This is a genomic window from Providencia rustigianii, assembly GCF_900637755.1.
In the GTDB taxonomy this organism is placed as follows: domain Bacteria; phylum Pseudomonadota; class Gammaproteobacteria; order Enterobacterales; family Enterobacteriaceae; genus Providencia; species Providencia rustigianii.
Genome location: NZ_LR134396.1, coordinates 3,772,517 through 3,789,353, shown reverse-complemented (window position 1 = coordinate 3,789,353; position 16,837 = coordinate 3,772,517). Strand labels below are relative to the sequence as shown.

Genomic DNA, 16,837 nt, shown 5'->3' with positions numbered 1-16,837 from the left:
TTACCTATTTTCTGGCGATTTTCTGAAACGATTAATTAAAAACTAAAATCAGAACTTATCCGGTTGTACTCTTCTCGATAGCTACTTATCTTATTCAGCAAATACCTTTTAGAATTTTTATCATTGCTTTATTTATTATCGATAAGATAGCAAGGAAAAAAGATGGAAAAAACACAGCGAGTTTCTCTACTGGCGAAAGGAATGGGAATGCTGTTGTCTGGAACCTGCCGTTTATTAACTGGGGTTCGAACCCGTTGGGTTGGTTGCCAAGCATCCACTACGTCACGCATTTATTACGCCAATCATTCAAGCCACCTCGATGGATTGGTTATTTGGTCGGGTCTTCCCCCTTTAATGCGCCACTTTGTTCATCCAGTTGCCGCCAAAGATTATTGGGATAAAACGCCGTTTCGTCGTTACCTCGTCAATAAGGTATTTCGGGCGGTATTAATCGACAGAAAGGGTGATAAGCCGGCAAAAGAATCAGTATTAGAGCCATTAGAATTGGTATTAGAAAAAGGGCATTCGCTGATTTTATTTCCGGAAGGAACTCGAGGAGATGGCGATGAACTCGGCGACTTTAAAAGCGGCATCTACCATTTAGCAAAAAAATATCCAAATGTGGAAGTGGTGCCGGTGTATTTAGAGAATTTGAATCGTGTGTTACCCAAAGGCACTAAATTAGTGGTACCCGTGATTTGTTCGGCAACGGTAGGGAAACCATTAATGCCTTTGGCAGAAGATGAAAGTAAATCTGATTTTTTACAACGCGCAAAAGCCGCCCTTGAGGAGATGATGCCATGAGTATTTGGGATGGTGAATTAGCCCTCTTATTATCCGGTGTGTTCGGTATTTTGATCGTCGCCAGTGTAATCGGTGGCATCTTAGCGTATCGCTATTCTGGAGAAAAAAGTAACCCGACGATTGATAATCTGAACGCCCGTATTCGCGCCTGGTGGGTGATGTGCATTATCTGCGTATTGGCGGTGGTGATCGGTAATATTGGGGTAGTGATTTTGTTTGCACTGATCTCATTTTTCGCTTTACGGGAGTTTATCACTTTAACGCCCACTCGCCGCAGTGACCATGAAGCGCTATTTTGGTGTTTCTTTGTGTTTATTCCGCTGCAATATGTGCTGGTTGGGGTTGAGTGGTATGGGCTATTTTCGATTTTTGTTCCCGTTTTTGTGTTCTTATTTTTACCAACTCGTATTGCCTTGGCGGGGGATACGGTTCATTTTCTTGAACGTACCGCCAAAATTCAGTGGGGAATGTTGGTCACCGTTTTCTGCTTAAGCCATGTTCCGGCGCTATTAATGCTGAACATTGAAGGCTACCAGGGGGAAAACGTTAAGTTATTACTGTTCCTGATTGTGATCACCCAGATTTCGGATGTGCTGCAATATGTGTTTGGCAAACTGTTGGGTAAACGTCCAATTGTGCCGAAGCTTAGCCCGAATAAAACAGTGGAAGGTTTTGTGGGAGGGATTTTAACCTCAGTACTGATTGGGATTTGCTTATATTGGGTGACGCCATTTAGCTGGTGGGCGGCTGGGCTGATGTCTTTGGCGATTACGTTGATGGGCTTTGTGGGCGGCCTGTGTATGTCGGCGATTAAGCGCGACAGCGGGATTAAAGATTTCGGTGCCATTATTGAAGGGCACGGGGGAATGTTAGATAGAATTGATTCCCTGTGTTTTGCTGCACCCATTTTCTTCCATTTAACCCGTTATTTTTATACCTAATCCAGTATTACAAATAGTTCAGATGTAAAAAAAGCACCTTTCGGTGCTTTTTTATTCTGTTCATCTCAGTGTCTGACTACTCTGGCTATTGCCGTCTTCGTTATCGCAGGTCTGAGATATTCAGAGAAATTAGATTGCAACTACGTTCGCAGCTGCTGGGCCTTTAGCGCCGTTCTCAATAGTGAACTCAACTTTTTGGCCTTCATCAAGAGTACGGAAGTTGTCGCTCTGGATTGCAGAGAAATGGACGAATACGTCTTTGCTGCCATCTGTAGGAGAGATAAAACCGAAACCTTTATCAGAGTTAAACCATTTTACTAAACCAGTCATTTTGTTAGACATAGATATTACCTTCTAAATTTATTTTTTTTAAGCCACAATATGTGGCGAACAGTATCTGTTCAAGAGCGGGACTTACTTAGGCACTAGGAGGAGGCTCATGAAGAAGAGTAATCAGAAGATAACACTGCGTAACTGAGGCTGCTTTACTAAAACTGCTTTCATAAGGTCTGTCTTGCAAACCGATGACGCTATTAACTCATGCCATCGAAATTTACGCAACTATTATTTTAGCCATCTGGCGTTCTAGTGCATGGATATCATTCAATTTTCTCTGTGAAATACGCAGCTCAGTGAATGGGTGTTTTGGGTATTTTTCTCTTTATAATCATGAGAATATGCTAATTTACTTTAAGGTTTATCCTTATTCTAAATAAGGGCATAAAATAACAAAAAAAATTTATAAAATAGGCAAATTATTTCATAACGCGCTTTCTTTTCAGTACGGATACAGTATTGAATAGATTATGGTGCTATCATCGAGACTTAATTTTTGCTCCGAAGTAAGCAGGTTGTTTGGGTCGATTCATCAAAATTTAACCGTCATATTTTTTCAATCTGTGGCGGCATGAGCTAAAATTATGTAATCGAGATCACAAGAAAACATAAAAGTTGATGAGAAAACGAATGCATAATCCCTGCTCTGTCGTATTATTTGGTTAGGTGAATCAATTCAGCAATAAGCTTCGAGGGTGATTTGAGCTTAGAAAGTGTATTGAAATCGGTTTTCTCATAGATTTGCAATTTATGTTCATTAATCAGAGGTCATCATGGTCAAGCAGATTAAAAGAATTGGGGTTTTAACGAGTGGTGGAGATGCACCCGGTATGAACGCTGCTATCCGCGGCGTAGTGCGTGCAGCTCTAGCTGAAGGCTTAGAAGTCATGGGTATTTTTGACGGCTATCTAGGTTTGTATGAAAACCGCATGAAGCAATTAGACCGATATAGCGTATCGGATATGATTAACCGTGGCGGCACATTCTTAGGTTCTGCACGTTTTCCTCAATTCCGTGATGAGAAAGTCCGTGCTGTCGCGGTCGAAAATCTGAAGAAAAACCATATTGATGCTTTAGTCGTGATCGGCGGTGACGGTTCTTATTTAGGTGCTAAGTGCCTGACTGAATTAGGCTTCCCATGTATCGGTCTACCAGGCACAATCGATAACGATGTGGCGGGTACCGACTACACGATTGGTTACTTTACGGCATTAGAAACCGTCGTTGAGGCCATTGACCGCCTGCGGGATACATCCACTTCCCATAAGCGAATTTCCATTGTTGAAGTCATGGGGCGCTATTGCGGTGACTTAACTCTGTCTGCGGCAATTGCGGGCGGCTGTGAATTTATTGTTCTGCCAGAACAAGAAACACCGTTTAATCGTGAAGAACTACTGGCTGAAATTAAGCGCGGTATCGAAAAAGGCAAGCGCCATGCGATTGTAGCGATTACTGAGCATGTTTGCGATGTGGATGAATTGGCTAAGTATATTGAAGCAGAAACTCACCATGAAACCCGTGCCACAGTTTTAGGACATATTCAACGTGGCGGTTCGCCAGTGGCTTATGACCGTATTTTGGCTTCTCGTATGGGTGCTTATTCTATCCAACTGCTGCTGGAAGGTTATGGTGGACGTTGTGTTGGTATCCAAAATGAAAAATTAGTGCACCACGATATCGTTGATGCGGTCATGAACATGAAACGTGTCTTTAAGAAAGATTGGTTGGAAACAGCGAAAAAACTGTACTAATTGACTCTCTGTTATTGCAAATCTCACTGGTATGGTAGGCTGCGCGCCTATCATATCAGCGATGATTCTCTTTCGTATTATTCAGTATATTCCTCTTCCGTATAAGTTTTGCCTTTTCGGTATTTCCCGTCATGAATGCTATCTGTCAGCCTGATCCGGTGATCAATCAACGGAGAAATAGGCGATGATAAGTTTTTGGCAAGTATCAAAATACCAACTTATGGGGCTCTCTTTATTACTACTCACCGCAGGGGCTGGGGCGAAAGATATCCAAATTTTGAATGTCTCCTATGACCCGACGCGAGAATTTTATCGGCAATATAATCAAGAGTTCAGCAATTACTGGAAAGCCAAAACTGGGGATACGGTGACAGTTCGCCAGTCCCATGGCGGCTCAGGTAAGCAGGCGACTTCGGTGATCAATGGGCTAGAAGCTGACGTTGTGACGCTAGCGCTGGCTTATGATGTTGATGCTATTGCCCAAAGCGGCAAAATCAATTCGGGATGGCTCACTAAGCTGCCGGACAACTCCGCGCCTTACACGTCGACGATTGTTTTTTTAGTACGTAAAGATAACCCCAAAAATATTCGTGATTGGGATGATTTAATTCGCAAAGATGTTTCGGTAGTTACGCCGAATCCAAAAACATCGGGAGGAGCACGTTGGAATTATTTAGCCGCTTGGGGTTATGGGTTAGATAAAAACCAGCAAGATCCGGAAAAAGCGAAGCAATTTGTTAAGCAGCTTTATCAGAATGTGGAAGTGCTTGATTCGGGAGCACGGGGAGCGACAAACAGTTTTGTCGAGCGGGGTATCGGTGATGTGCTGATCGCGTGGGAAAATGAAGCATTATTAGCGATTAATGAGCTAGGAGAGAATGGCCAGTTTGAAATTATTACGCCGAGTATTTCAATTCTAGCAGAGCCCACGGTGGCAGTCGTTGATAAAACTGTCGATAAACGGGATCATCGCGAAGTCGCACAAGCTTATTTAGAATTTTTATATTCCCCTACGGGGCAAGAAATCGCGGCTAAAAATTATTATCGCCCGCGTGATCCCCAAGTCGCTAAACAATATGAGAAGCAATTCCCTCAGCTGACATTATTAACTGTGGATAAAGATTTTGGTGGATGGACAAATGCCCAAGCAACCCATTTTGGGAATGGTGGAGTCTTTGATGAAATTATCCGTCGTTAGAAAACACGATCAAAAAATCTATTTATAAAAATCCTTACCGCCCGCGAATGTGGCGGGACGGTGAGGATGATTAGTTTATGGCACTCGTTGAATGGGAATATGTTTTTTTAACAGAAAATTACCAACTGTATTTTACGCCTAACTGACCGAGATACATTGTTTGGTTGTTGCTTGTTCCCGAGGTTTTCTCCCCCCCTTTGGGATATTTCCATTTGGTTGGTTCGTAAGCGATACCTCCCCACAGGGTGAGTTTGGATGTGATTTTGTAATCCACTTTAGTTCCAATCCGATAACCATTGCGTAATTGTTGGGTGGATTTTCCGTGCTGATTATATTCGCTATCGGTGAGTAGATAGCGGAAATAAGGGGAAATACTCCAATCTTGGTTAATTGTCACAGGCAAGCCAATACGGATTTGACGTTGCATTGTTTGGGTTTCAAATTCGTGATTCCACGATTTGTCATTGTAATAACTGAGTTTTGCTTTGATATCGTCAGTAATTTTATAACTTACACCGACTTCAGATTCGAATTCGTAAGTATTGTCGTCATAAAAATTACTGTAGTAATAAAACGCTCCCCAAAAATTAAAATCCCATTTGTCATCTAAGTGGATGGTTCCCGATGGCATAACCCAATATAAGCTGTTAGCTGAGCGGGCAGGCGTTTCGGGGGGACCATCGTTCGATTCTTTACGGTAGCTGAGATTAATATCGAGGTTGGATATTTTATCTTTGATCATCTGCCGTGTGACGCCGATTTGGGTACGGTTACGAATATAGGAGTCACGGGAGTAGGAAAAGTTTTTTCCGTGATTTCTCAGGGATTCTCGGTGTTCTAAATCAAACTGCCATTTTGATGCTGGGTTAGTGAGTGACAATTTGCCGATCATGCTGGCTTTGTCATAAACCTTATTATTGAACTTATCTTTCTGACCTTGATACTCTTCTAATTCCACATAGACATCAGTTTCAACTTGCCAGTGGTCATCTTTGACTTGAGAATAACTGATAATAGGGAATAGTATTGCAGTACTAAGAATTAAACCGTTTATAGATCTCATGTTCATCCTTTATAGAATGATTTAATAATCTAAATCACATAATTTATAAAAATAATATTCAAAGACAAATAATTAACTTTCTTCACATATAAGGACGTGCTGTAAGGCGATAAGCTAAAATAGTGATAATTTCAACTCAAGGAATCTAATGTGAATAGCGAGGCTTTGTCCACTGTTGTTTTTTGTCAAATACACTATATTTATTAGTTGGTTATGTAACTTTATCGGTGTTGGGTTATTGTTTTTATTCGTATTTTCTCATTTATTAGAATACTTTTGTAGATTGTCTGATATTTACTTTTAATTATTATTTCGGTATTTCATTAAATAAGATTTCTCCATTTATAATTTCAATTAATAGTTATTTTTATTATTTTATATGGTGTTTTATTTAGCATCTTTTTATTATTATTTAATAAATTGTTTATTTTAAAATGATAATAAAAAAGCCGTCTAGATAGACGGCTAAGATAAATAATTAAATAGAAAACTTAATTATTTTGCTTTTTTCGCTTCAGCTGCGGCTTTAACGATTACGGCAAATGCATCCGCTTTTAATGATGCGCCGCCCACTAATGCACCATCGATATCTGGCTGAGTGAACAGTTCTGCTGCGTTGCTATCATTAACTGAGCCGCCGTATTGGATAATGACTTGTTCAGCAATGGCGGCATCTTTCTTCGCAATGTGGCCACGGATAAATTTATGAACCGCTTGTGCTTGCGCTGGAGTTGCAGATTTACCTGTACCGATAGCCCAAATAGGTTCGTAAGCGATGACGGCACCTTGGAATGCTTCTGCGCCTAATGTATTCAGCACTGCGTCGATTTGACGTGCGCAAACTTCTTCTGTTTTACCCGCTTCGTTTTCTGCATCACTTTCACCGATACACAGAACTGGGATCAGACCTTGTTCTTTCAGTACAGCGAATTTCTTAGCGATAAACTCATCGCTTTCTTTGTGGTAAGTACGGCGCTCAGAGTGACCGATGATGATGTATTTAGCACCAATATCTTTCAGCATTGCCGCTGAAGTTTCACCTGTAAATGCACCAGACAGATTGACGTCAACATTTTGCGCGCCTAATGCAATACGGCTACCAGAAACCGCGTGTTTAGCTTGATTCAGGTAGATAGTAGGTGGTGCAATCGCTACATCACAGCCATCAACGCTGCTCAGTTCATGACGTAGAGCGGCGATCAGGTCATTGACCATTTGGGTGCTGCCGTTCAGTTTCCAGTTACCCATTACCAATGGATGTCGCATGTTATTTCCTCCAACCAAAAAGTTTGCATTATTAACCAATTTATTTTCACCGCGCGATCAAGATGTTATATGCAGTGAGACGTTTTCTGTCGCTGTTCTTCATTATAAGAACAATGAATGAGAATAGCTTTGCTTTTCATCATGCTTCTTTTCAGAGCGTGATCATCATCCATTTAGTGCGTTTATTGCCTTAGAAATCTTATCGCTTTCGATCACTTATTGCCCTAGCTTAATCGGTTCAACAGCAAAAGTAAGCACATTATTATCACTTTTTACCAAAATATATCGTAGCGCACCTAATCTGGCTTCTTCTGCCCGCGTTGGGTTCTTATTGGCCATAAATCGATTTAATGCTGCGGTAAGTTCCGGCGCTTTATCTAATGAAACTTCCGGATCAAATTGATGAATAATGGCAATAATGTAGTGCTCAATAAGCTGGCGATTGGCTTTGGCATCTGCGTCATTATCGGTAGGTAATAATGTGATTTGCAGACTTTTGATTTTTTCACTTCCCCGTTCTAATACCGCGGAAGAGTATATTTGTTGGTTAATTCGGGATGCTGCACGAATATAAGGCAAGGTGATATCTTGGCTGGCAATCACTTTGTATTCATGTAAATACAGGTCTTTATATTTTTGATTAAATTGGCTGCGCAGCTCAGGAATGGTCAGATTGAACGTTGGGGCATCGGGCGCTAAATAATCCACACTCAAGTTGGTATCAGGAAGCGTGGGCACTTTTTGGGCGAATGCCAAAGGTGGCAAATTTAGCACTAAAGCGGTTATGATGATGGATATGGAACGGAATATTGGTTGAGCCATTTTTTCTGCCACTCATTCTTCAGTTATTAATATTGTATCAGGATTGCACATAATGACATTACAACAATGGGCTTTTTCCTTCAAAGGCCGCATCGGTCGTCGGCCGTTTTGGGCGGGTATTGCTGCGTGTTTTATTTTGATGACACTGGCGGTATTGCTGCAAAACGGGTTGTCATTGCCTGACTGGGTGGTTATGGGGCTCTTTATTTTATTACTTTACCCATTGGCTGCCATTTTTACTAAGCGCTTGCATGATAGGGGTAAACCTGGAGGTTGGTTTGCTTTAATCATTTTAGCATTTGCCCTTTATTCCATAGATGTTAGCCAATTCGAGCCAATTTGGCAGTGGGGAATTGGTCGTTTCCTTCCTTCATTTATTACTATGATTATGTTGATGGATTGCGGTGTATTTGTGGGTATGGAAGCTGAAAATCAGTATGGTGAAAAGACAGATACCGTAAACTACCTGTCTTAATCACCCATAAAATTACCAATATTGCTCGCTGGTAATATGCCCCGGTTTACGGCGTAGATGTTTGATTAGCCCGTGGGTGTTTTTTAACATATCACGGGTATCTCGTACCATTTCAGGGTTGCCGCAGAGCATAATGTGGCAATTCTCTGCATCGATAGGCAGCCCTACAAATTCCTCTAGCTGGTGATTTTCGATTAATGCAGGGACTCGACCATACAGCGAACCTTCCGCCAGCTCGCGGCTGACCACCGTCACTATTCGTAATTTTCCCGCTAAACTTTTTTCTAGTTGTTTCATTAACGGCAGATAACTCAAATCTTTTTGGTAGCGAACCGCATGCAGTAGAACGATATTATCGAAGCGTTCTAATCCCTTATTTTCTTGTAAGATAGATAAAAAAGGACCGATAGCGGTTCCGGTGGAAAGCATCCACAAATTTTTGCATTCAGGGATCTCATCCAGCACAAAGAAACCTGCGGCTTCATCGGTAATTTGCAAAGTATCTCCCACTTGCAAATTAGCGAGTTTAGGGCTGAGTTTGCCGTTCGGTACAATCACAAAATAAAATTCGAGTTGGTTATCGCTGGGGGCGTTTACATATGAGTAAGCGCGAGCGATGCGTACACCATCAACCTCAAGGGCTAATTTAGCATATTGTCCCGCTGTAAAGGGTCGGATGGGGGCATCGACGATTAAACTAAATAAGGTATCAGTCCAATATTTTGCTTCGGTAACTCGACCAGTAACCCAGTTCGCCATATATTTTGACCTCTCATTGTGGCTATCCCAAGAATAACGCATTCCATAGTGTGAATTGTTTGACGGATACATTGCTAAAATTTATAGGATTTCATACTAGATCAGTTCATTGTTTATGCTTATCGATAAAGTGTTTTAGTGAATTATTCTGCAAATGAAGAGTTTGATAACTTTAATGTACAGTTATGTTGACAGTGATGGCGAATATTACTGCCAACGTGTTGTAAATTAAAATGGTGTCCTGTCTCGAAAAAATTATAATTTTTGCTATCTTAATCACATTAGAACAACATCAATTGTTTGCTAGTTATATAATTTTGGTTTAACGGGCAATACAACAAATAAAAATCTATTATTTTCTTCTGACGCCATGATTCGTGTTATTAAACTTTAATAATACGGAGTTATCGTGTGCTCAGATATTGTCGACTTCTGAGAGCAAAATGAGAAAGCTAGAAAACTTTAATTTATTGTTGATGTTAATTGCCCTCGCTGCGGTTGGGCAAATGACACAGACTATCTACGTACCTGTTATTGCGGAGATCGCCGTCTATTTTGGCGAGCCATCCGGTTCAGTACAGCGCGTGATGGCGGCGTATTTGTTTTCTTACGGTTTTTCACAATTAGTTTATGGCCCATTGTCAGATCAAATCGGCCGTCGTCCGGTTATTTTAGCGGGATTGACCATTTTCCTGATCTCGACCATTGTCGCAATTTTTGCCCCATCACTGACTGTACTCACTATCGCGAGTGGCTTACAAGGGCTAGGAACAGGGGTCGCTGGTGTGATGGTCAGAACCATGCCCCGAGACCTGTATAAAGGGACATCATTACGTTTTGCCAACAGTTTGCTCAACATGGGTGTATTAGTTAGCCCACTGTTAGCGCCAATGTTTGGTGGTATTTTGGCTCACTTTTTTGGTTGGCATGCCTGCTATATTTTCTTGTTCCTGCTCGGTGGCTCGGTATTTTTTAGTATGTATCGTTGGTTACCCGAAACGCGCCCAGTTTCGCCAGAAAAACATAAAATGTTAGCGTCATTTCGTGAACTGTTGTCGAATGGACCGTTTGTGTCTTACTTGATTATGTTAATCGGGGCCTTGGCTGGGATTGCAGTCTTTGAATCCAGTAGCGGTGTGCTGATGGGGGGCGTATTGGGGCTGAGCAGCATTACGGTCAGTATTCTGTTTATTCTGCCTATTCCTGCGGCATTTTTTGGTGCTTGGTATGCTGGACGCGAAGGTAAAAACTTTGCTTCGCTGATGTGGCAATCGGTGATGATTTGCTTAGCCGCTGGGTTGATGATGTGGATACCAAGCTGGTTCGGTATGATGAATATTTGGACATTATTAGTCCCTGCTGCCATATTTTTCTTTGGGGCAGGAATGCTGTTCCCACTGGCAACCACGGGGGCTATGGAGCCATTTCCTTATTTGGCAGGTGCCGCTGGAGCGTTAGTCGGTGGTATGCAAAATGTCGGCTCTGGGGTTGCAACATGGGTTTCTGCATTGATGCCTCAAAATGGGCAATTTAGCCTCGGTTTATTGATGTTCTTGATGTCGGCATTGGTGGTTTTATGTTGGTTACCATTAGCTCGTCGTATGAGCCATACGGAACGTACTGTTTAATCGTCTAATTGTCAGGCGGCGTATATGCCGCCTGATTTTTAAGTTGCTAATTAAGCAACTAATGGCATCGACAGCACGGTCGACGTTATTGGAATCGGTTCTGCCTGCAAACTGTTTTTTGCCTTATCTTCTGATATTCCCGCCATTTGCGATATTAACGCGTTAAATTCGACGGGACGGTCATAGTTTAATAAATCGCTATTTTCCGCTAATGTTCCTTGGTCATTTTGATAGATCAATATCGAGCTTGCTTCAATCTCATCACTGAGATGTTGGTCGATATACACTTTAATCCCCGCAATATTTAAATTTGGCGTACTGTCGAGCGTCCCTCGAATGGTTAACATACCGTTGTCCTCTTCAAGATACCAAGATTCTAATGGCATGGTTTCGTGGTGTTTTCCTTGACTGTCTAATATAACCAGCGTGACCCAATAGGTTAAATTTTCATGGTTTAAACGGAGTGAGCGTATATCGACAGTTTGATGAATATTTACATCAGAAAGTAGCCGAATTTCAGATTGCACATCAAGATGCGTTGAATAGGGTTGCGACTCCTCCGCCAAGAGTTCTAGGTGGTTAAGGGGAATGAAGGTCGCTTGGGTATCTACCGGCTGCCCACCAAATGGCTTTTGCAAAGAAAAAAACTGCTGGTGATGTTGCCCATCTGTGACCCATTTAGCTCTGAGCACGCGATTATCTTGGCTAGCCGACCAAAAGAGCGGGCTACCTTGCCAGTAATCATCCATCTGTAATTGTTCTGGTGGAGTATTGTCATCACTATGAATAAACACGCGGTTAGCGAGAGATTCTGGGTTTCTATACTGGAAAATCGGGATGTCTATTTGATCTTCAGTTTTAATGATATCTAGGCGAACTAATTCCCCTTTATTGGGGATGTTTAGGTTGAGTTCATTATCACTCAAGGAGAGGCTAATGGTTTCGCTAAGTAACCCTGACTGGGTGGCATAAATAACGACTAAATGGCAATTCGCATCACGATACGTTTTTGTAATGAGCTGACCGAGAGTCTCCGTAATGGTTAGGCGACTATAAGGATGCAGTGTTCCATCCTCTAAGGTTAGAAAGGTGCCATTGAGTTGATAAACGGGCAAATATTCACGAGGCATTTCACGCTCATCGATGCTGGCTAAAAAGCTCTGGGCTTGGTAAGTCAAATAGTCACAGTGTGCTAAGAAGGCATCATATTGCTCGGTATAGTGAGGGTAATCTGCGGGGTACATCGCTGGAATAATTTCACTGTGTTGATCGTCTTTTTGGTAGGTTGTGTACTGTTGACGCTGTTGGTCATAAGCGATGCTACCACCATGACTTTCAGACGAGTAGGGGTAGCCTGCTTTCGTGGTGTGCCCCAGACTTAAACCATGGCCAAAAACTTCATGCCATAAAATACTTGGTTTGGTGATCCCCCCACCAAAATTATGGGTAGCAAGTCCTATCACCCCTGAAGTTCCTCCTGACATCGGTAAGTGTTCCATTGAGGAATAAAAAAATTCAGAGTAAAGCAGTGTTCGTCGAGCCGCCTTCTGGCTATCAAAGTAAGCCCATCCAATTTGTGATCTTAATGGTTCTGTGACCTTATTTGGGCTGTCATAGGTCGGATGAATTAACGTCGATTTATCAACATAGCCTTTTTCATCTTTGACAATATAGGGGTATAGCATGGGTTTTAGCGAAGTTGAAGGATAGCTAAATAGGGTAAATTGGTGAGTCGGTAATTTGGCACTTGCTTCTAAGCCCCAGCTAAGTGGCGAATAGGCATAAGTACCGTGACCCTGACTATAAAGACTGGTATTTGTGACATGGGATGTCATTGGCGTCACGTTTTTTACCGTCGGTGAAAATACGCCATTACTATCGGTATATGGCTGAGTGATTGGTGTGTTGCCTGCCATGATTTGTATTTGCATATCAGGTTGTATCCACATTCCTTTGATGGGGGCGGTGTAGCTGTTGCGATGCAAATTTTGGGCGTCAATACTGGGTGTCTGAGGGATAGCATCAAGTTCTGAAGGTAATACTGATGGCCCTATCAATGTGATTTTTTCCAGCTCATTCCCCGCTTTATTTCGAATAATGGCAACCAAATCGGGTGCATTACCTGATGATGGACTCGTTATATCGACTTTTAGCAATACCCAGCGGTTAGCGGTTAAGCTAAAGTAGGGGGCATCAGGGGCAAGTAAATGAGTTTGTGCCAGTTGAATACCGTGTACTTGCATATCATGAGGGACGGGTTGATAGCGATGTTTGGGCTGGCTATAAATCGGGTTTTGTAGCGTAAATATTCTTTTACCCGGTTTAGAGACCAATGGGGCATCTTCAGTATTCAGGTGAATTGACATGGGTGCAGAGAGAGAACCATCTTTCATCACTGCGGTAATATCGAATTGGTCGTGGCGTTTCATGGATTGATGACTGTCAGGGAGATAGTGCCATTCGCCCGTTTGGGGGTCTAAGTCCACGCGACCAAAAAGAGGGCTTTCAAGTATTTGAAAATGATGAATCTCTTCGTGAATGGGTAGCTGCCCGGAAATAGTACCAATAACCAGTTTATCAGCAGTTTTAGATGAATTTTCTACAACTAAAATGGGTAAAGTTTGTTGGTTTTTCAATTGGAATTGGGAAATAGTCATGCCATCACATTGGATAATCATCCGACTATCTGCGTAGTGTAAGGTAATTGATGGCAACTCATTTTGGCTCAACTGCTGGTTAATTTTATCTTCAATTTCGTGGGTTAAATCCTCCCATGACCCCTGCTCAGTGACAGCAACATCATCGAGTTTTAGTATGATATTTTGTTGAGAGCTATGAAGGGAGATAGAGAAATAGTGGCTGTTTTGGAGTGTTTCCTGATCTAAAACGAGGCGATTTATTGCTGATGGCGGTAAAGAAATGACTTGATTGAAGCGATGGGAGAGAAACGTTTGTTTAGGTGCCGGCGCTATTTTGGGTTTTTGGGGCAATGAATTATCTATAGAAATAGCAGAGTGACGAATCGCCGAGTTAGGAATAAATTCAACCGATTCTTTGTCTGCGAATCCCCACCCTAAGCGAATATCCGGCGGCTGGCCATTCGTGGTTGTGGTAATTTTAAAATCTATTTGTTTTCCTTGTGGCACATGGTGCAGAACAATCTCCCCTGATTCATCTGCTCCTCGGATTTGCTGAGTTTGCTGAGCGACTTCGAATGTGAGGTCTTCCGTAACATAGAGGGTATCGAGATAAACATGAATACGTTGGGATTTTGGCGCAGTTAGTACCCCCTCATAGACCCAAGTCGTTGAGGTCGGTTGCTTAGGAAGCCCGCTCGCATAGTGGGTTAAATTAGCGAGAGAATAGGTGTTTTTTTCATTTTCAATCGCCTGATAAGCCGTGACTAACATACCTGATGGAGAATCAATCGTTGGTGTCTTTGGCTGAGGAAGTAAACTAGGCGGCTCTATGGGGATGGAATCAAGCTCCTCAAGCAGTTTCTGAATAGGCGGGGAGGCTGGATTTTGTTGGTTATCGAGAATAATCAGGCTGCCTCCTGTCAACTCCAGCCAATGGCGAACTAATGCAACTTGTTGGTCATTGGCATTTATGGAGAGCACGACCACACCATAATGGCGATGCCATTCCCCACTTGGTAGCAATAAATCCACGAGTTGAGCTTGGGAACGAGGTTCGCCATCATGCCATTGATGAGGTGAATGAAAACTATCAACCCACAAATCTTGCTGTGAATTAAATTCAAAACCTGAAAATTCAGGCTGGTTGAGAGCGCTCAGCAGATAACTCAGTTTCTTTTCTCCAGGTAAGCGGGGTTTATCGAGCAACCAGCTCATTATCCCAAAGGCGGTTTCTCCAGATTCTGATTTTTGAGGGTGACTTTTTAATCCCGCTATAAAAAAGTTATCGGTATACACTTTGGCAACGCGTCCGCGATTTTTATAGTAGCCAAGTTGTAGGCTACCATTCTGTATGGCTTGGGAGACGAGAGGAAATGAGCGGAGGCTCATTAAATTGTGGGGATCTTTTATTCGGTTATCCATAACCAACTCTCCTGAAATAAATGATGAAAACAGTTATTGCAGGAAAGAATTCTAAATAAACCAGTAAACCCTTTCTAATTTATTATTAGTCTGATAATTGCAATTCTATTTATTTGCTAATTACCAGTTATGGCAGGCAATAAAAAAGCAGTGCCAGAGCACTGCTTCAAGATTAAAAAAGTGAAAATTAAGCGCGATCTTCCCACTCTTGGGCACGAGCGACGGCTTTTTTCCAACCTTCATATTTGTAGTTGCGTTCTGTGGTTTCAATGCCCGGCTTGAAGACGCGTTCTATGCTAGCTTTACTCTGTAGCTCATCGAGACTTTCCCAGAACCCAACAGCAATACCGGCGAGATATGCCGCACCTAATGCCGTGCTTTCACGTACCGCAGGACGCTCTACAGACGTGCCTAGAATGTCCGACTGGAATTGCATCAGGAAGTTGTTGGCAACCGCACCACCATCCACACGTAACGCTTTTAGACGCTCGCCGGAATCAGCTTGCATCGCATCCAAGACATCGCGAGTTTGATAAGCGATAGATTCTAATGTTGCTCGGATAATATGGTTACGGTTTGCTCCACGGGTTAGACCGAAGATGGCACCACGCGCATACGGATCCCAATACGGCGCACCTAAACCGGTAAATGCAGGCACAACATACACACCGTTACTGTCTTTTACTTTGGTTGCGAAGTATTCAGAGTCTTCAGATTCATCAATTAATTTCAATTCATCACGTAGCCATTGAATAGATGCGCCGCCAACAAACACAGCACCTTCAAGAGCATAATTCACTTCACCTCTTGGACCACAAGCAATAGTCGTTAGCAGACCATGGTTAGAGCGCACGGCGGTGTCGCCGGTATTCATCAGTAAGAAGCAGCCTGTTCCATAGGTATTTTTGGCCATTCCGGATTTGACGCACAGCTGGCCATACAGCGCCGCTTGTTGGTCACCAGCGATACCGGAAATTGGAATACGTGTTCCGCCTTTACCACCAATGTTGGTTTGACCATACACTTCCGAAGATGAACGCACTTCCGGTAGCATACTGCGTGGAATATTGAGAGCCTTGAGGATTTTGTCATCCCATTCCAGATTGCGAATATTAAACAGCATGGTACGGGAGGCATTGGTGTAATCGGTTACGTGGACACGACCTTGGGTCATTTTCCACACGATCCAAGTATCGACGGTACCGAACAGTAATTCACCTTTTTCTGCACGTTCGCGGACACCTTCAACGTTATCGAGGATCCATTTTACCTTGGTGCCCGAAAAATAGGGGTCAACAACCAGACCGGTATTCTGGCGAATATACTCTTCCAAATCTTTATCATTTTGTTTGAGATGAGTACAAAAATCGGCAGTACGACGGCATTGCCAAACAATGGCATTATAAACGGGTTTACCTGTCGATTTTTCCCACACGATGGTGGTTTCACGTTGGTTTGTGATCCCAATACCTGCAACTTCATCTGTGCGAATATCAGCTTTTGCCAATACTTCGATCAGTGTGGAGCTTTGGGTTGCCCAAATTTCCATTGGGTCGTGCTCTACCCAGCCTGGCTTAGGATAGATTTGGGTAAATTCCCGTTGGGAAATACTGATGATGTTGGCATCGTGATCGAGTACGACTGCTCGTGAACTGGTTGTTCCCTGATCAAGAGCGACAATATATTTTTTCGCGATATTTGTTTCTGTTGTCATAATTTAAACCTGTTCAGCA

Annotated in this window: 13 protein-coding genes; 6 read left to right on the top strand and 7 right to left on the bottom strand. The window is 42.5% G+C overall.

Annotated elements, in window-relative coordinates:
- The first annotated feature begins 162 nt into the window (after window positions 1-162).
- Together EL244_RS17490 and EL244_RS17485 are read left to right on the top strand one after the other, a co-directional pair.
- Window positions 163-804 carry a lysophospholipid acyltransferase family protein gene (locus tag EL244_RS17490; RefSeq protein WP_039855930.1) on the top strand — a complete coding sequence of 214 codons (642 nt, stop codon included), beginning with the start codon at window positions 163-165 and terminating at the stop codon, window positions 802-804.
- Complete coding sequence (locus tag EL244_RS17485) at window positions 801-1,745, top strand: phosphatidate cytidylyltransferase (protein WP_006816291.1); 945 nt, start codon at window positions 801-803, stop codon at window positions 1,743-1,745. The genes EL244_RS17490 and EL244_RS17485 overlap by 4 nt, the downstream gene beginning before the upstream one ends.
- Window positions 1,746-1,874: 129 nt before the next feature.
- Here the strand turns inward: EL244_RS17485 and cspE are convergent, their stop codons facing one another.
- Window positions 1,875-2,087, bottom strand: a complete 213-nt coding sequence (gene cspE / locus EL244_RS17480) for a transcription antiterminator/RNA stability regulator CspE (protein WP_006816290.1) — start codon at window positions 2,085-2,087, stop codon at window positions 1,875-1,877.
- 767 nt (window positions 2,088-2,854) lie between these two features.
- On the opposite strand from cspE, the gene pfkA reads away from it, so the two are divergent.
- A complete protein-coding gene (pfkA, locus tag EL244_RS17475) occupies window positions 2,855-3,832 on the top strand; it encodes a 6-phosphofructokinase (protein WP_006816288.1) in 978 nt (325 codons plus the stop codon).
- Window positions 3,833-4,052: 220 nt separating this feature from the next.
- Entirely contained in the window at window positions 4,053-5,030 is a 978-nt protein-coding gene (locus EL244_RS17470; protein ID WP_412033783.1) for a sulfate ABC transporter substrate-binding protein, read from the top strand.
- 118 nt (window positions 5,031-5,148) lie between these two features.
- Here the strand turns inward: EL244_RS17470 and EL244_RS17465 are convergent, their stop codons facing one another.
- From EL244_RS17465 to EL244_RS17455, 3 genes are all read right to left on the bottom strand, one after another.
- Window positions 5,149-6,099, bottom strand: a complete 951-nt coding sequence (locus EL244_RS17465) for an OmpG family monomeric porin (protein ID WP_126462560.1) — start codon at window positions 6,097-6,099, stop codon at window positions 5,149-5,151.
- A 489-nt stretch (window positions 6,100-6,588) separates the two neighbouring features.
- Window positions 6,589-7,359, bottom strand: coding sequence for a triose-phosphate isomerase (gene tpiA / locus EL244_RS17460; protein ID WP_039855926.1), 771 nt, complete (start codon window positions 7,357-7,359; stop codon window positions 6,589-6,591).
- A gap of 216 nt (window positions 7,360-7,575) precedes the next feature.
- Window positions 7,576-8,181 carry a DUF1454 family protein gene (locus tag EL244_RS17455; RefSeq protein ID WP_039855924.1) on the bottom strand — a complete coding sequence of 202 codons (606 nt, stop codon included), beginning with the start codon at window positions 8,179-8,181 and terminating at the stop codon, window positions 7,576-7,578.
- A gap of 52 nt (window positions 8,182-8,233) precedes the next feature.
- On the opposite strand from EL244_RS17455, the gene EL244_RS17450 reads away from it, so the two are divergent.
- Window positions 8,234-8,656 carry a DUF805 domain-containing protein gene (locus tag EL244_RS17450; RefSeq protein ID WP_006816280.1) on the top strand — a complete coding sequence of 141 codons (423 nt, stop codon included), beginning with the start codon at window positions 8,234-8,236 and terminating at the stop codon, window positions 8,654-8,656.
- Between the two features lie 12 nt (window positions 8,657-8,668).
- On the opposite strand, the gene fpr is transcribed toward EL244_RS17450, so the two are convergent.
- Entirely contained in the window at window positions 8,669-9,415 is a 747-nt protein-coding gene (gene fpr, locus EL244_RS17445) for a ferredoxin--NADP(+) reductase (protein ID WP_006816279.1), read from the bottom strand.
- A gap of 443 nt (window positions 9,416-9,858) precedes the next feature.
- On the opposite strand from fpr, the gene emrD reads away from it, so the two are divergent.
- Window positions 9,859-11,043: a multidrug efflux MFS transporter EmrD gene (gene emrD / locus EL244_RS17440; RefSeq protein WP_006816278.1), complete on the top strand. Its 1,185-nt coding sequence runs from the start codon at window positions 9,859-9,861 to the stop codon at window positions 11,041-11,043.
- Between the two features lie 50 nt (window positions 11,044-11,093).
- On the opposite strand, the gene EL244_RS17435 is transcribed toward emrD, so the two are convergent.
- The gene (locus EL244_RS17435; protein WP_126462557.1) at window positions 11,094-15,104 is read right to left on the bottom strand and encodes a hypothetical protein; all 4,011 of its coding nucleotides are present in this window, start codon (window positions 15,102-15,104) and stop codon (window positions 11,094-11,096) included.
- 187 nt (window positions 15,105-15,291) lie between these two features.
- Complete coding sequence (gene glpK, locus EL244_RS17430) at window positions 15,292-16,818, bottom strand: glycerol kinase GlpK (protein WP_126437415.1); 1,527 nt, start codon at window positions 16,816-16,818, stop codon at window positions 15,292-15,294.
- Between the last annotated feature and the right edge of the window lie 19 nt (window positions 16,819-16,837).

Coding starts and splice junctions, on each gene's coding strand:
- EL244_RS17490 (WP_039855930.1), top strand. CDS start 163: ATGGAAAAAACACAGCGAGTTTCTCTACTGGCGAAAGGAATGGGAATG.
- EL244_RS17485 (WP_006816291.1), top strand. CDS start 801: ATGAGTATTTGGGATGGTGAATTAGCCCTCTTATTATCCGGTGTGTTC.
- cspE (WP_006816290.1), bottom strand. CDS start 2,087: ATGTCTAACAAAATGACTGGTTTAGTAAAATGGTTTAACTCTGATAAA.
- pfkA (WP_006816288.1), top strand. CDS start 2,855: ATGGTCAAGCAGATTAAAAGAATTGGGGTTTTAACGAGTGGTGGAGAT.
- EL244_RS17470 (WP_412033783.1), top strand. CDS start 4,053: ATGGGGCTCTCTTTATTACTACTCACCGCAGGGGCTGGGGCGAAAGAT.
- EL244_RS17465 (WP_126462560.1), bottom strand. CDS start 6,099: ATGAACATGAGATCTATAAACGGTTTAATTCTTAGTACTGCAATACTA.
- tpiA (WP_039855926.1), bottom strand. CDS start 7,359: ATGCGACATCCATTGGTAATGGGTAACTGGAAACTGAACGGCAGCACC.
- EL244_RS17455 (WP_039855924.1), bottom strand. CDS start 8,181: ATGGCTCAACCAATATTCCGTTCCATATCCATCATCATAACCGCTTTA.
- EL244_RS17450 (WP_006816280.1), top strand. CDS start 8,234: ATGACATTACAACAATGGGCTTTTTCCTTCAAAGGCCGCATCGGTCGT.
- fpr (WP_006816279.1), bottom strand. CDS start 9,415: ATGGCGAACTGGGTTACTGGTCGAGTTACCGAAGCAAAATATTGGACT.
- emrD (WP_006816278.1), top strand. CDS start 9,859: ATGAGAAAGCTAGAAAACTTTAATTTATTGTTGATGTTAATTGCCCTC.
- EL244_RS17435 (WP_126462557.1), bottom strand. CDS start 15,104: ATGGATAACCGAATAAAAGATCCCCACAATTTAATGAGCCTCCGCTCA.
- glpK (WP_126437415.1), bottom strand. CDS start 16,818: ATGACAACAGAAACAAATATCGCGAAAAAATATATTGTCGCTCTTGAT.